Raw genomic sequence first — 13,366 nt, 5'->3', positions numbered from 1 at the left:
CGCTCGCCTAGGCTGGCCCTGTGCTGACTTCCACTCCCTTCCCCAAGAGCTTCGCCAGCGACAACCACGCGGGCGTCCACCCCGCGGTGCTGGCAGCCATCGCCGAAGCCAACGCCGGAGACGCCCCCGCCTACGGCGGAGACGCCTGGACCCTCGCAATGGAGGACGCCTTCCGCGCCGAGTTCGGCGCCCAGACGACCGTCTATCCGATGTTCAACGGGACCGGCGCCAATGTCGTGGGGCTGGGCCTCACCCTGCGGCCCTACGATGCCGTACTCTGCCCGGCCACCGCCCACATCAACGTCAGCGAATGCGGTGCCGCAGAACGCGTGCTGGGCACCAAGCTGATCCCGCTCCCCACGGACGACGGCAAGCTCAGGATTGACGACCTCCGCGGTGAGCTCTCCGCGCTGGGCAACGTGCAGCACTCTCAGCCCCGTGTCATCTCCATCTCCCAGGTGACCGAGTGCGGCACCTGCTACACCGCTGACGAGATCGCCGAACTTGCGGACTTCGCCCACGCGCGCGGCCTCCTCCTCCACATGGACGGTGCCCGTCTGGCCAACGCGGCAGCCGAGCTCGGCTGCTCGATGCGCGCCCTCACCACGGACGCCGGGGTGGACCTGTTCAGTTTCGGCGGCACCAAGAACGGCGCCATGGGCGCGGAGGCGCTCGTCATCCTCAATCCCGAGCTTGACGCTCCAGCCCTGTTCCTGCGCAAGCAGGGAATGCAGCTCGCCTCCAAGATGCGGTTCGTCTCCGCCCAGTTGACCGCCCTGCTCTCCGGAGATCTCTGGCGCGAGAACGCCGCCCACGCCAATGCGATGGCGCATCGGCTGGCGGATGGTGTCACCGACCTCCCTGGCGTCTCGCTCCGCTATCCCGTCCAGTCCAACGCCGTCTTCCCCGCTCTTCCCGAGAAGGCGATCATGGAGCTCCAGCAGCGCTACCTCTTCCACGTCTGGGAGGCGGACGAGAACGTGGTGCGATGGGTGACATCGTTCGACACCACCGCTGAGCACGTCGACACGTTCATCGCCGATATCCGCCTTGCCGTCCACGGAAGATCCGACTCCTAGGGCGGCACGGCGAGAGCAGGAGGGAGATCCGGGCCGGCCGCCGCGATCGATCCGATCTGCCTGGGGTGGATACGGGGCGGCGGAGCTGTCGGATCGGATGAACGGTGAACGCCGAGCCGTCGGAACGGGCGGACGCACGTGATCCCTTCGCGCTGCCGGCTACCTGTTTCACGTGAAACAGATGAGACGACATCGGAGCCAGATGGACGCGCACGGCCCTCCTCTCCGCCGGCCGACTGGCTCACGCGAAACGGAGGAGCCCGGCTTGGCGGTAGTCATGTTTCACGTGAAACGGATCAGTCCGGCCGTCTGGGGCAGATGACGTTTCACGTGAAACAGCTTCTCCGACGCCCTGAGTGTGCCCGAGCGTTCAGGCGTTCCGGCCCGGCGTGGCCGATCCGGCGCCGGACCTCGAGCCTCCGCCAAGGGGTGTAACCAGAGCGGTCTCCCTGTTTCACGTGAAACAGGGAGACCGCGGGGAAGGTTCACTCGGACGGGCGGCTACTCCTCCGCCGTCTGCATGGACCCTGGGGCCATCGTTCCGATGATCCGCTCCAGATCGTCAATGGTCGCGAACTCCACCACGATGCGGCCCTTGCGCCGGCCGAAGTCCACCTTCACCCGGGTCTCGAACCGGTCGGAGAGACGGTCGGCCAGATGCCGCAGAGTGGGCTCCTCCGCGGCCTTCGCTTTCGGAGCCTTCGGAGTGGGCGCCGGAGCGGCCTTGACATCCCCCACCGCCACGATCTCCTCAACCGCACGGACCGACAGCAGCTCGGCCACGATCCGGGCGGCGAGACGTTCCTGTGCCGCCGGATCGTCCAGCGTCAGCAGGGCCCGAGCGTGGCCGGCAGTGATCGTTCCCGCCGAGACGCGACTCTGCACTCTGGGCGGCAGGTTGAGGAGGCGCAAGGTGTTCGTCACGTGGGAGCGGGAGCGGCCGACACGGGCGGCGAGCTGCTCGTGGGTCGCGCCGAAGTCGTCGAGAAGCTGACGATAGGCCGCGGCCTCCTCCAGGGCGTTGAGCTGCTCGCGCTGGAGATTCTCGATGAGGGCGTCCAGGAGGAGCTTGTCCTCCTGGGTGCTCCGGACGATCGCGGGGATCTCCGAGAGTCCGGCGAGCTTGGAGGCGCGCCAGCGGCGCTCCCCCATGATGAGCTCGTAGCTGTCCTTGCCCACGGCACGGACGACGATGGGCTGGAGCAGGCCGACCTCGGTGATCGAGGTAGCGAGTTCCTTCAGGGCGTCATCGTCGAAGATGTCTCTGGGCTGACGCGGATTGGGCTCGATCTTCTCGATCGGGATCTCAAGGAAATACGCGCCCGCCACCGGCTTCAGAGCAGGCTGGTGCCGCTCCGTCACGACCTCTGGCACGGCCATTGTCGCGGTCGCCGACGGTGCTGCGCTCTGCACCAGGGGCGGGCCTGTCGGAATGAGCGCTGCCAGCCCCCTGCCGCCCATCCCTCTCGGCTGCTTACTCACTGCCCCTCCTGTGGCTCAAGTTTCCACCCACGGTGATGGCTCACGACGATGACGGCCACGGATCCTTCGATGTTCACACGGCCGCGCCACGGTAAGCCATCTCACGGGCAGCGTCCATGTAGGCCATCGCACCACTGGAGCCGGGGTCGTAGGTCATGACCGACTGGCCGTAGCTCGGAGCCTCGGAGACGCGGACGCTACGGGGGATCAGGGTGGTCAGCACCGTGTCACCGAAGTGGGACCGGACCTCCTCGGCGACCTGTGAGGCCAGCCGGGTCCGTCCGTCATACATCGTCAGCAGGATCGTGGACATATCAAGTGACGGATTCAGGTGGGCACGGACGAGATCCACGTTCCGGAGCAGCTGGCCGAGACCTTCCAGAGCGTAGTACTCACACTGGATGGGGACCAGCAGCTCGTTCGCGGCCATCAGCGCGTTGACCGTCAGCAGTCCGAGCGAGGGAGGACAGTCGATGAAGACGTAGTCGAACTCGATCGCCTTGTACGCGGCCAGCGCGCGCTGCAGACGGGCCTCACGCGCGACCATGGAGACCAGTTCGATCTCGGCGCCGGCGAGGTCGATCGTGGCGGGGGCGCAGTAGAGTCCGGGCATCTCCGGAACATCCTTCACGACCTCGTCAAGGGAGAGATCCTCCACCAGAACCTTGTACATGTCCGGCACGTCACCACGGTGCTCGATGGAGAGCGCCGTCGAGGCGTTGCCCTGGGGGTCGAGGTCGACCACGAGCACCCGCTGGCCGTGCATGGACAGCGCGGCCGCCAGGTTCACCGATGTCGTGGTCTTACCCACGCCGCCTTTCTGGTTGGCGACGGTGAAAATACGGGTCTTCGGAGGGCGGGGCCAGCCCCCTTCCCGGGTTCCCACGGAACCTCCGGGAGCGGCTGTAGTCGTCTGGGCCGGTGTTTCACGTGAAACCACTGAGCTGAGTGCCTCTCGTACCAGCGGCGAGTCGCCGGGATTAAGGGGGGTCTGGGTCACGATCGTCGTCCTTTCAACCGGCCAGACTACGGTGGCGGGAGCCGATGGCGGCCATCCTAGGCCGGAAGGCCGCCCATGGGGTGAGGCGACAGGGTCCGCCGGCCAGCCGAGACCGCCCGCTGCGCTGACCATCGCGCTTCCATGGTCATTCACCACGACCTTCCGAGGATGTCTTGGCCTTCGGGCCGTGGAGAACTGGGGGGCGTGAGAGCGAGCACGGCCGGAAGGTGCCCTGACCGGTCAGTCATTTCGATCAGTCTCTTTCGTGATCGTGTAGCCGTAGCCGTCGGCTCGCTGCAGCAGACGGACACTCTTGTGGTTGATTCCGGCGATGCGGCCGTGCCGGGTGGTGATGTCGGACGGACCGGAGGAACGGACCATGACCCGCCCGACATGAACCCCGGCACGTTTGCCCTTGGCGACATTCGCGCAGACCGGATCGCCCGTCTGGAAACCTCGATGGAGCTTGATCCGTGGCCGGGCCAGACGGGCGGAGCCGTACCGGTCCGGGGTGGTGCGGGCGTACGTCCCGCGCCCGGTCGCTCTGACGACCAGCACAGTGCGCGGCCAGGCGGCAACGGTGTTCAACGTAGCCATCTGGTCGCACCTCCACATCATGATGGCTAGGGCTGGTCAACATGGGGGTAACGGTGCGCGGTACGGCACCACGCCCCGACCTCCGGGTCGGGGGTCGTCGACTGGCCTCGTACTCGCTTTGCTCGGTCTGTCATTGGCGTCGTGGCCGCTTTGGCCGCGGTTCACGATCCCTCCGGCGAGAGACCTGCCGTGCTCCTTCGGGGGCCCGACCGGCGACCACCCGGATGAGAGTTGCAGGCGGCTCGACCTTACCGTGCCCGACCGATACAAGCTCGGCGACCTGTACCCCGCTGGAGCGTAGTTGCTTCTCGGCGCCCGCCAGCTCCTCCGCTGCCCGCTCGCCCTTCATCGCGAGAAGCTCTCCTCCCTCGCGTAGCAGCGGCAGCGACCACGTCAGCAACCGGTCGAGCGGCGCCACCGCGCGTGCGGAAGCCACATCGAACTCGCGCTTGCCCACGAACTCCTCAGCACGGCCCCGCAGCACCTCGACGTTGTCGAGCTTCAACGCCTCCACGCACTCCTGGAGGAACACCGTCCGGCGGAGGAGCGGTTCCAGGAGCGTGACCGTGATGTCCGGCCGTACGATCGCCAGGACCAGGCCCGGAAGGCCGGCTCCCGAGCCGATGTCCACCAACCGCACGTCGGGGGGGACGGCCTCGGCCACCACCGCGCAGTTGAGCAGGTGACGGTCCCAGAGGCGGGGCACCTCCCGAGGGCCGAGCAGCCCGCGTACCACGCCGGGACCGGCCAGCAGTTCCGCGAATGCCTCGGCCTGGAACCAGGTGTCCCCGGTGAACACCTCGCGCGCGACCTCGGGCGGCTCGGGAATCTGTTCGCTCACTCGACGCTCACTCTTCCTCGGAACTGTCTGGATCAGGATTTTCTAAGGCTAACGGCCCGCCTCCGTACGGTGCGCAAGAGCAGGCCGTGAAAAAGGCCGCCGCCCCCGGAAGACCGGGGACGGCGGCCAGTGTCCGTCCGTCGTGCCGTTACGCGGGCAGGACCACCACAAAACGCCGGGGCTCCTCGCCCTCGGACTCGCTCCGCAGCCCCACCGCCGCGACCGCGTCGTGCACGATCTTGCGCTCGAACGGGGTCATCGGCTGCAACGAGGTGGGCTCGCCGTTGCGCTTGACGTCCTCAGCGATCTTCGTGCCGAGTTCGCGCAGCTCCGTACGGCGACGCTCGCGGTATCCGCCGATGTCGAGCATGAGCCGTGAACGCTCTCCCGTCTGGCGGTGGACCGCGAGCCGGGTCAGCTCCTGGATCGCCTCCAGCACCTCACCGTTGGCGCCGACGAGGTCACCGCCCTTGATGTCCACGACCGACACCACGGCGCGATCACCCTCGACGTCCATGTCGATGTCACCGTCGATGTCGGCGATGTCGAGCAGGCCCTCGACGTAGTCCGCCGCGATCTCGCCTTCCTGCTCCAGCGCAGCGAGATCCGGAGCCGCTTTCACGGTCTCCTTTTCGGCCTCGGCCTCGGTCACGTCCAGCCACTCCTTCGTGCTGTCGGGGATGTCGTCAGGACTTCTTGCTACCCGTCCGCTTGCTGCGGGGCTGACGGGTCGGCTGCTGGCGGACCGGCTTGGGCTCCGGTGTCTGAGGAGGTGCCTCGGGCTCGGGAGCGGGCTTCCTGACCTTGCTCAGCAGGCTCGGCTTGGGCTCGGGGGTCACCATGTTGCCCTTGGCGTCGGCCACCGGAGAGGGGTTGCGGCTGTAGAACCAGTGCTGCTGGCTCAGCGTCCACAGGTTGGTGGTGACCCAGTAGAGGATCAGGCCGAGGGGGAAGTTCAGAGAGAAGACCGCGAACAACGGCGAGATGTACATCAGGATCTTCTGCTGCTGCGCCATCGGGTTGTCCGGCATCTGGGCCATCGAGCGGCCCACGCTCTGCCGGACGGTGAGGAACGTGGTCAGCGAGCTGATCGCCACGAAGACCGCGAGGACGATCTTCGTCTGGATCGCGTTGGCGCCGAACGCCTCGATCTGCGCGGAGTCGGTCCAGAAGGTCGCGGGCAGCGGGGCACCGAAGATGTGCGCGGCCCGGGCACTGTCGACGAACTGCTGCGTCATGCCGAACTTGAGCTGGCCGTGGGCCATCGCGTTCAGCACGGTGAACATCGAGATGAAGATCGGGAACTGGGCCACGACCGGCAGACAGCCACCGAGCGGGTTGGCCCCCTGCCCCTGGTACAGCGCCATGACCTCCTGGTTCATGCGCTGCTTGTCTTTTGCGTAACGCTTACGTATTTCCTGGACCTTGGGGGCCAGCTCCTGCATCTTCTTCGACGAGCGCATCTGCTTGAGGAAGAGGGGGAAGATGAGCAGCCGCATCAGCACGGTCAGGGTGATGATGGTCAGCGCCCAGGTGAGCCCGCTGTCGGGGTCGAGGAAGCTGCTATAACCCTGGTGAATCCAGGTGATGACGTGGGCGACGGCCGTATAGAGCCAATTCAGCCAGGACAGCTCCACCGAGCTAGCTCCCTTGCGTTTCGTCGGACCGGCCCGGGCGCGGGGGCACCGGGTCAAAACCTCCGGGATGGAATGGGTGGCAACGCCCGATTCTCCGGATCGTCAACCATGTGCCGCGCAACGCGCCGTGGACGGTCATCGCCTCAAGGCCGTAGGCACTGCACGAAGGATGGAAACGGCAACGAGGACCCAGCAGAGGGCTCACAAAGGTCCGGTAGAACCGGATAGGAGCCATCAGGATCCTGGCAGCCGGAGTAACTCCGGCGATCTGCTGCGCCGTCATCATCGCCCATCCATGTGAGCCTTGGAAGGCTCTCGCCGCCTGAGTAAACGATCCAGCGCGACGTCGAGTTCGGCGGCAAGGCGCTCGCTTCGCGCGGACGCGGCCGGTGGATTGGCGCGTACAACCAGCAGGCTACCTCTCGGGAGACGGTGAAGACGGTCCCGGACGAGGTGTCTCAACTGACGTTTGACTCGATTTCGGATAACCGCGCCTCCTACGGCGCGACTCACCACGAACCCGACCAGGGGCGGCCCATCCCTTTCTGCGCGCACGCTCAAGTGCGCGACCAGGGTGGGACGGCCTGCACGGCTTCCCTTTCTGACCGCGTTGGCGAACTCCTCACCCCGGCGCATGCGGGACACGGACGGCAACACGAGAGAACCTTGGTTGACCCTGGCAGGTACGGCTATCGCCCGCCGGCATCACGGCCGGCGGGCGACGTAACACTGCCTTGCACCCGGCGGACCGGGCGCAACGGATGCATCAGGCGGAGAGCTCGGCGCGGCCCTTGCGGCGACGGGCGGCCAGGATGGCGCGGCCGGCGCGGGTGCGCATGCGCAGCCGGAAGCCGTGGGTCTTCGCGCGACGGCGGTTGTTCGGCTGGAAAGTACGCTTGCTCACGAGTGGGCTCCAGGCTTGAGTCGCATCCCCAGCACATGGGGACGCTCGACAATGGCTGGCTTGCCGGAAGCGGGGCATGCGAAATAGCCGCCGCGTGGCAAGCCGACCGTCGTACGTTACGGGGAATACGTGTCCCAGGTCAAACCAGAGAGGCCCGGCGAGCACGCGGATACAGGTTATCCACTAATCCACAGCCCCTTTATCCACCGACGCCCCGCCGTCCACAGGATGAGCACTCAGCCTCCCCCGTAGTGCCACTAGGCTGTGGACAACGTCTTGAACACGGTTGTGGACAGGGCTACTGTCGGCTCTTCCACACCCACTCTCCGCTGCCAGGACGCGTCCGGCGGCGAGTGCGGGGCTGTGGACACCCTGTGGATTCAATGTGGATTCCTGGAGAGCGGCCCCACGGAGCCACGGGCCGAGCGGCATGTGGACAACAGGGGAATCCGGTGCGCCCGGCGGCCATCGGTGTGGATAAACGGATCGCGGTGAGCTCAGGCGGGGGCCGCGTCGGAGGAGGTGAGCCGGGCAGTGGATGGAATGGACCTCGGTGAGGTATGGGCGCGGGCACTGGAGAACTCCCTTAACGAGAGCGTCCCCTCCCAGCAGCGTGTCTGGCTCAGCATGACCCGGCCCTTCGGTCTCATGAACGACACCGTGGTGCTCGCCGCCCCGACCGATTTCGCCAGGGATGTCCTGGAGAACAGGCTCCGTCCCCTGATCAGCCACGCGCTGTCCCAGGAGTTCGGCCGCCCGATGCGGGTCGCGGTGATGGTGGACCCCAGCGCGGCGGGTTCCGAGCGCGGCGTCGCCTCCCGCCCGGAAAGTTATCCACAGGCGCCCCCGTCGGGTTATCCCCAGAACGGCGGACCGCAGCAGGGTTATGCACAGCCGACGTCTTCCCAGCACAACGGCGTTTCCGGCGCCCAGCAGCCCTACCAGGCCGCCGGACCGGCCGCCCCGGCGCCCACCGAATATCCACAGCACCAACCACAGGCCCAGCCGTTCCCCTACTCCTATCAACATGAGGAGCAGACTCAGCCGTACCTCCCGGCGGAGCCCTCCCCGGCCCCGCCGCCGGCCGAGCAGGGCGGCGGCGGGTACGGACGGGGCGGATACACCCCGCAGCCGTCCGCCGCCTCGCGTCCGGAGCAGGACGCCTTCGACCGCCCCGCGCAGGGTCCGGCACCCGGTGCGGTGCAGAACAGATGGGACAGCCGCGGCGGCCGCCCCCAGGGAGAGCCGGCCCGGCTGAACCCGAAGTACACCTTCGAGACGTTCGTCATCGGCTCCAGCAACCGGTTCGCCCACGCGGCCGCCGTCGCGGTGGCCGAGGCGCCGGCCAAGGCCTACAACCCGCTGTTCATCTACGGTGACTCGGGTCTGGGCAAGACCCACCTGCTGCACGCGATCGGCCACTACGCGCAGAGCCTCTACGACGGCGCGCGGGTGAGATACGTGAGCTCGGAGGAGTTCACCAACGACTTCATCAACTCCATCCGCGACCACAAGGCCGACAACTTCCGGGGCCGCTACCGGGCCGTGGACATCCTGCTCGTGGACGACATCCAGTTCCTGGAGGGCAAGGAGCAGACCCAGGAGGAGTTCTTCCACACCTTCAACACCCTGCACAACGCCAACAAGCAGATCGTCATCTCCAGCGACCGGGCGCCCAAGCAGCTGGTCACCCTGGAGGACCGGCTCCGCAACCGGTTCGAGTGGGGTCTGATCACCGACGTCCAGCCGCCCGAGCTGGAGACCCGCATCGCGATCCTGCGCAAGAAGGCGATCCAGGAGGGCCTGGCCGCGCCGCCCGAGGTGCTCGAATACATCGCCAGCCGCATCTCCACCAACATCCGCGAGCTGGAGGGGGCGCTGATCCGGGTCACCGCGTTCGCCAGCCTCAACAGGCAGTCGGTCGACCTGCAGCTCACCGAGGTCGTGCTGAAGGATCTGATCACCGAGGACGCCGGATCCGAGATAACGGTCGCCACGATCATGGCGTCCACCGCCGCCTACTTCGGCCTGTCGATCGACGACCTGTGCGGCGGGTCGCGCTCGCGCGTCCTGGTCACCGCCCGGCAGATCGCCATGTATCTGTGCAGAGAGCTCACCGACATGTCACTGCCGAAGATCGGCCAGCAGTTCGGCGGGCGCGACCACACCACGGTCATGCACGCCGACCGGAAGATCCGTTCCCTCATGGCCGAGCGTCGTTCGATCTACAACCAGGTCAACGAACTCACCACCAGGATCAAGCAGCAGTCGCGTAATGGGTGAGACTCGCCACCGCTTGATGCACAGGCTGTGGAAAACCTTGTGGATCAACGATACGGACGCGTCGAGGGGCGCTCGGGGTCTCCGACCATGATCAATGCTGGACCGGGGGGTCGCGAGGGCGATCAAGGCCTGGGGATAACTCTGGGGAGAACCTGGGGAGAACTTGGGGACAACTCGTGGATAACCTGGGGACGCCCTGTGAAGAGAGTTTTCCCCAGGGACAAAACGACCTCTTTACCCGTGGACAACCTGGGGAAACCTTGGGGATAACCGGTGGACGAACGGTCCATGATCTGGGGACGGCCTGTGGGTACAACTCGGTTCTCCCCAGCCCCGCGAGTTGTCCACATCGCTCGCCCACAGCCCCGGTGGATGAAAAAACTATAGTTGACCTGCGGAAACAACCATCTTCCACAGTTTCCACAGCCCCTAATGCGATTACCCCTTGTATCTCTAACTAGAAAAGCCAAGAGCCATAAGAGGGGTTCCGGGGGAGCGCATGTGCGGGACAGTGAAGACCCGAACCCAAGGCACCGAGCGAAGAGCGCTCGACACACAGGAGGCAGATCCACGTGATGTTCCGGATCGAGCGAGACGTGCTCGCTGAGGCGGTCGCATGGACGGCGCGCAGCCTTCCGGCGCGTCCTTCCGTGCCGGTGCTGGCCGGCATGCGTCTCGAGGTCACCGACAAGGGGCAGCTCAAGCTCTCCGGCTTCGACTACGAGGTCTCCGCAGAGGTGACCCTCGAACCGCAGAGCGGCGAGGCGGGCGTGGTGCTCGTCTCGGGCAGGCTCCTCGCCGAGATCACCCGGGCACTCCCCGCACAGCCTGTGGACTTCGTCGTGGACGGCGCGAAGGCGGTCGTCACCTGCGGGAGCGCCCGGTTCACCCTTCTCACCATGCCTGTGGAGGACTACCCCTCCCTGCCGACGATGCCCCCGGCCGCCGGACGCGTGGGCAGTGACGTGTTCGCCTCGGCCGTCGGCCAGGTCGCCGTCGCCGCGGGCAAGGACGACACCCTGCCGATGCTGACCGGCGTGCGCATGGAGATCGAGGGCGACACCGTCACCCTCGCCGCCACCGACCGCTACCGGCTCGCCGTACGAGAGCTGAAGTGGCAGCCGGGCCAGCCCGACTTCTCGGCGATCGCCATGATCCCCGGCAGGACGCTCGCCGACGCCGCCAAGGCCCTGGGGAGCACCGGCGCCGAGGTCGAGGTCGCGATGAGCTCCGCAGGGGGCACCGGTGAGGGCATGATCGGCTTCTCCAGCGCAGGACGGCGCACCACCACCCGGCTTCTCGACCCGGAGTTCCCCAAGTACCGGTCGCTGCTGCCGACCGAGTTCTCCGCCCGCGCGGACCTGTCCACAAGCGCCTTCGTCGAGGCCGTCAAGCGCGTGGCCCTGGTCGCCGAGCGCAACACCCCCGTCCGGATGGCCTTCCGCGGCGGCGAGGTCGTGCTGGAGGCGGGCAGCGGCGACGAGGCCCAGGCGGTCGAGGTGCTTCCCGTGGACTTCGACGGCGACGACATCAACATCGCCTTCAACCACCAGTTCCTGCTGGAGGGACTCGGCGCGATCGACTCCGACGTGGCCCGCCTGCAGATGACCACCTCCACCAAGCCCGCCATCCTCACCGGCGGCAAGCCTGGGGACGACGAGGGCGTCCCCGACTACCGCTACCTGATCATGCCCATCCGGCTGTCGAGCTGACGGCCGCCCCAGCGCGGCCGGCCTGAACCAGGCCGGTGCGGGTGGGACCGCGGACATGAGGCGGGCCCGGCCCGCGGGCGCCAGGTGAGACCAGGGAGCATGAGGGACGTGACCATGATCAAGGCATGTCTCAACGGGAGCCGGGCGCCCGGAGACCACCCGGCTCTCCCCCTGACACCCCTGGAGCTCGCTGAGGCGGCCCGTGAGGCCCGTGAGGCGGGTGCGTCGGCAGTTCATACGCATCCGCGCGACGAGACCGGCAGGGAGTCTCTCAGCGCCGCTCACATCGGTGCCGCCGTCCGCGCCGTCCGGCGGGCCTGTCCCGGGCTGCCCGTCGGAGTGAGCACAGGGCTGTGGATAACCGGCGGGGATGTGGACGCGCGCCGCGCAGCCGTACTCGGCTGGGCCGGGCTGTCCCCACAGGACCGGCCGGACTTCGCCTCCGTCAACCTCGCCGAACCCGGCTTCTCCGACCTGTGGCATCATCTTCGGCGGCTCGGCGTGGACGTCGAGGCCGGGGTCTGGTCCGTCGACGACGCCGACACGCTCGCCGGCACCGGGCTGGAGTGCGTGCGGGTGCTCGTCGAGGTCGTCGGCGGCTCCGCGGACACGGCCGTGTCCCGAGCGCACGCCGTGCTCGGCAGGCTCGACGAACTCGCCGTTCCGGGCCCCCGGCTTCTCCACGGTGAGGAAGAACCGGCTTGGATACTTGTTGATGAAGCAGGGCATCTGGGTCTGGCCACGCGTATCGGTCTGGAAGACGTTCTCCACAGCCCCGAGGGCGGTCCCGTCGATGGAAACGCCGATCTGGTACGGCTTGCGCTGGCACGCCGGGTGTAGATGGATGATGAAACCCTGAAGGGGGTGCTCGAATGCAGATCGGCATGATCGGGCTGGGCAAGATGGGCGGCAACATGGCCGAGCGGCTGCGCCGTGGCGGTCATGACGTCGTCGGCTACGACCGCGATCCGGCGGTCAGCGACGTCTCCAGCCTCAAGGACCTGGTGGACCGGCTCGAGGCTCCGCGCGCGGTGTGGGTCATGGTGCCCGCAGGCGCTCCGACGCAGGCGACGATCGAGGAGCTCGGCGGCCTGCTGTCGGCCGGGGACATCGTGATCGACGGCGGAAACTCCCACTACCTGGACGACCAGAAACACGCCGCCGAGCTTGAGGCGGGCGGGATCGGTTTCGTCGACTGCGGCGTCAGCGGCGGGATCTGGGGCCTGCAGAACGGCTACGCGCTGATGGTCGGCGGTTCGGACGCCGGCGTCGAACGGCTGATGCCGGTCTTCGAGACGCTCAAGCCCGAGGAGGGCGGTTTCGTCCACGCGGGCGGGGTCGGCGCGGGCCACTTCGCCAAGATGGTGCACAACGGCATCGAGTACGGCATGATGCAGGCCTTCGCCGAGGGCTGGGAGCTGCTGGAGGCCTCCGACGTCGTGACCGACGTGGCCGGCGCCTTCAAGAGCTGGCGGCACGGCACGGTCATCCGCTCGTGGCTGCTGGACCTGCTGGTCCGCGCGCTCGACGAGGATCCCGCGCTGGAGGAGCTGAAGGGCTACGCGCAGGACTCCGGCGAGGGCCGCTGGACGGTGCAGGCGGCCGTGGACCACGCGGTGCCGCTGCCGGTCATCACCGCCGCGCTGTACGCCAGGTTCGCCTCCCGGCAGGACGACTCACCGGCCATGAAGGTCGTCGCGGCCCTGCGCAACCAGTTCGGCGGGCACGCCATCGCCGCCAAGGAGGGCCAGGTCGCCAAGGGCGCGGACGCTCCCGGCGCCGACGTCGCCCCGCCGAAGGAGGCCGACAGGTAGACCGAGGCCGGACACGG

Annotated in this window: 14 protein-coding genes; 5 read left to right on the top strand and 9 right to left on the bottom strand. The window is 67.5% G+C overall.

Going from position 1 to position 13,366, the window contains the following annotated elements; translation table 11 throughout:
* The first annotated feature begins 20 nt into the window (after positions 1–20).
* Positions 21–1,079 carry a threonine aldolase family protein gene (locus FHR32_RS13890; protein ID WP_184754679.1) on the top strand — a complete coding sequence of 353 codons (1,059 nt, stop codon included), beginning with the start codon at positions 21–23 and terminating at the stop codon, positions 1,077–1,079.
* A gap of 501 nt (positions 1,080–1,580) precedes the next feature.
* Here FHR32_RS13890 and FHR32_RS13885 read toward each other — a convergent pair.
* From FHR32_RS13885 to rpmH, 9 genes are all read right to left on the bottom strand, one after another.
* Positions 1,581–2,561: a ParB/RepB/Spo0J family partition protein gene (locus FHR32_RS13885; RefSeq protein ID WP_184754678.1), complete on the bottom strand. Its 981-nt coding sequence runs from the start codon at positions 2,559–2,561 to the stop codon at positions 1,581–1,583.
* Between the two features lie 73 nt (positions 2,562–2,634).
* Complete coding sequence (locus FHR32_RS13880) at positions 2,635–3,561, bottom strand: ParA family protein (RefSeq protein WP_376773313.1); 927 nt, start codon at positions 3,559–3,561, stop codon at positions 2,635–2,637.
* 240 nt (positions 3,562–3,801) lie between these two features.
* Positions 3,802–4,158 carry a hypothetical protein gene (locus FHR32_RS13875; RefSeq protein ID WP_184754676.1) on the bottom strand — a complete coding sequence of 119 codons (357 nt, stop codon included), beginning with the start codon at positions 4,156–4,158 and terminating at the stop codon, positions 3,802–3,804.
* Positions 4,159–4,288: 130 nt separating this feature from the next.
* Entirely contained in the window at positions 4,289–4,999 is a 711-nt protein-coding gene (gene rsmG, locus FHR32_RS13870) for a 16S rRNA (guanine(527)-N(7))-methyltransferase RsmG (protein ID WP_184754675.1), read from the bottom strand.
* Positions 5,000–5,147: 148 nt separating this feature from the next.
* Complete coding sequence (locus tag FHR32_RS13865) at positions 5,148–5,651, bottom strand: Jag family protein (RefSeq protein ID WP_184754674.1); 504 nt, start codon at positions 5,649–5,651, stop codon at positions 5,148–5,150.
* Between the two features lie 34 nt (positions 5,652–5,685).
* Positions 5,686–6,636 carry a membrane protein insertase YidC gene (gene yidC / locus FHR32_RS13860; RefSeq protein WP_184754673.1) on the bottom strand — a complete coding sequence of 317 codons (951 nt, stop codon included), beginning with the start codon at positions 6,634–6,636 and terminating at the stop codon, positions 5,686–5,688.
* 4 nt (positions 6,637–6,640) lie between these two features.
* Complete coding sequence (gene yidD, locus FHR32_RS13855; protein WP_246466147.1) at positions 6,641–6,922, bottom strand: membrane protein insertion efficiency factor YidD; 282 nt, start codon at positions 6,920–6,922, stop codon at positions 6,641–6,643.
* Positions 6,919–7,281 carry a ribonuclease P protein component gene (gene rnpA / locus FHR32_RS13850; RefSeq protein WP_312882660.1) on the bottom strand — a complete coding sequence of 121 codons (363 nt, stop codon included), beginning with the start codon at positions 7,279–7,281 and terminating at the stop codon, positions 6,919–6,921. Before rnpA ends, yidD begins: the two co-directional genes overlap by 4 nt.
* Positions 7,282–7,402: 121 nt before the next feature.
* Positions 7,403–7,540: a 50S ribosomal protein L34 gene (gene rpmH, locus FHR32_RS13845; RefSeq protein ID WP_010849920.1), complete on the bottom strand. Its 138-nt coding sequence runs from the start codon at positions 7,538–7,540 to the stop codon at positions 7,403–7,405.
* 543 nt (positions 7,541–8,083) lie between these two features.
* Here rpmH and dnaA point away from each other — a divergent pair.
* The 4 genes from dnaA to gnd all read left to right on the top strand — a co-directional run bounded on the left by dnaA (position 8,084) and on the right by gnd (position 13,349).
* A complete protein-coding gene (gene dnaA / locus FHR32_RS13840; RefSeq protein ID WP_184756514.1) occupies positions 8,084–9,823 on the top strand; it encodes a chromosomal replication initiator protein DnaA in 1,740 nt (579 codons plus the stop codon).
* Positions 9,824–10,395: 572 nt separating this feature from the next.
* The gene (dnaN, locus tag FHR32_RS13835) at positions 10,396–11,535 is read left to right on the top strand and encodes a DNA polymerase III subunit beta (protein WP_184754671.1); all 1,140 of its coding nucleotides are present in this window, start codon (positions 10,396–10,398) and stop codon (positions 11,533–11,535) included.
* Between the two features lie 114 nt (positions 11,536–11,649).
* Entirely contained in the window at positions 11,650–12,375 is a 726-nt protein-coding gene (locus tag FHR32_RS13830) for a 3-keto-5-aminohexanoate cleavage protein (RefSeq protein ID WP_246466931.1), read from the top strand.
* A gap of 32 nt (positions 12,376–12,407) precedes the next feature.
* A complete protein-coding gene (gnd, locus tag FHR32_RS13825) occupies positions 12,408–13,349 on the top strand; it encodes a phosphogluconate dehydrogenase (NAD(+)-dependent, decarboxylating) (protein WP_184754669.1) in 942 nt (313 codons plus the stop codon).
* Positions 13,350–13,366 lie beyond the last annotated feature (17 nt).

This window comes from Streptosporangium album, assembly GCF_014203795.1.
GTDB lineage: Bacteria > Actinomycetota > Actinomycetes > Streptosporangiales > Streptosporangiaceae > Streptosporangium > Streptosporangium album.
The sequence above is the reverse complement of the archived record's forward strand: the minus strand, read 5'-3'. Positions and strand labels throughout refer to the sequence as shown.

Coding starts and splice junctions, on each gene's coding strand:
- FHR32_RS13875 (WP_184754676.1), bottom strand. CDS start 4,158: ATGGCTACGTTGAACACCGTTGCCGCCTGGCCGCGCACTGTGCTGGTC.
- gnd (WP_184754669.1), top strand. CDS start 12,408: ATGCAGATCGGCATGATCGGGCTGGGCAAGATGGGCGGCAACATGGCC.
- dnaA (WP_184756514.1), top strand. CDS start 8,084: ATGGACCTCGGTGAGGTATGGGCGCGGGCACTGGAGAACTCCCTTAAC.
- yidD (WP_246466147.1), bottom strand. CDS start 6,922: ATGATGACGGCGCAGCAGATCGCCGGAGTTACTCCGGCTGCCAGGATC.
- FHR32_RS13830 (WP_246466931.1), top strand. CDS start 11,650: ATGATCAAGGCATGTCTCAACGGGAGCCGGGCGCCCGGAGACCACCCG.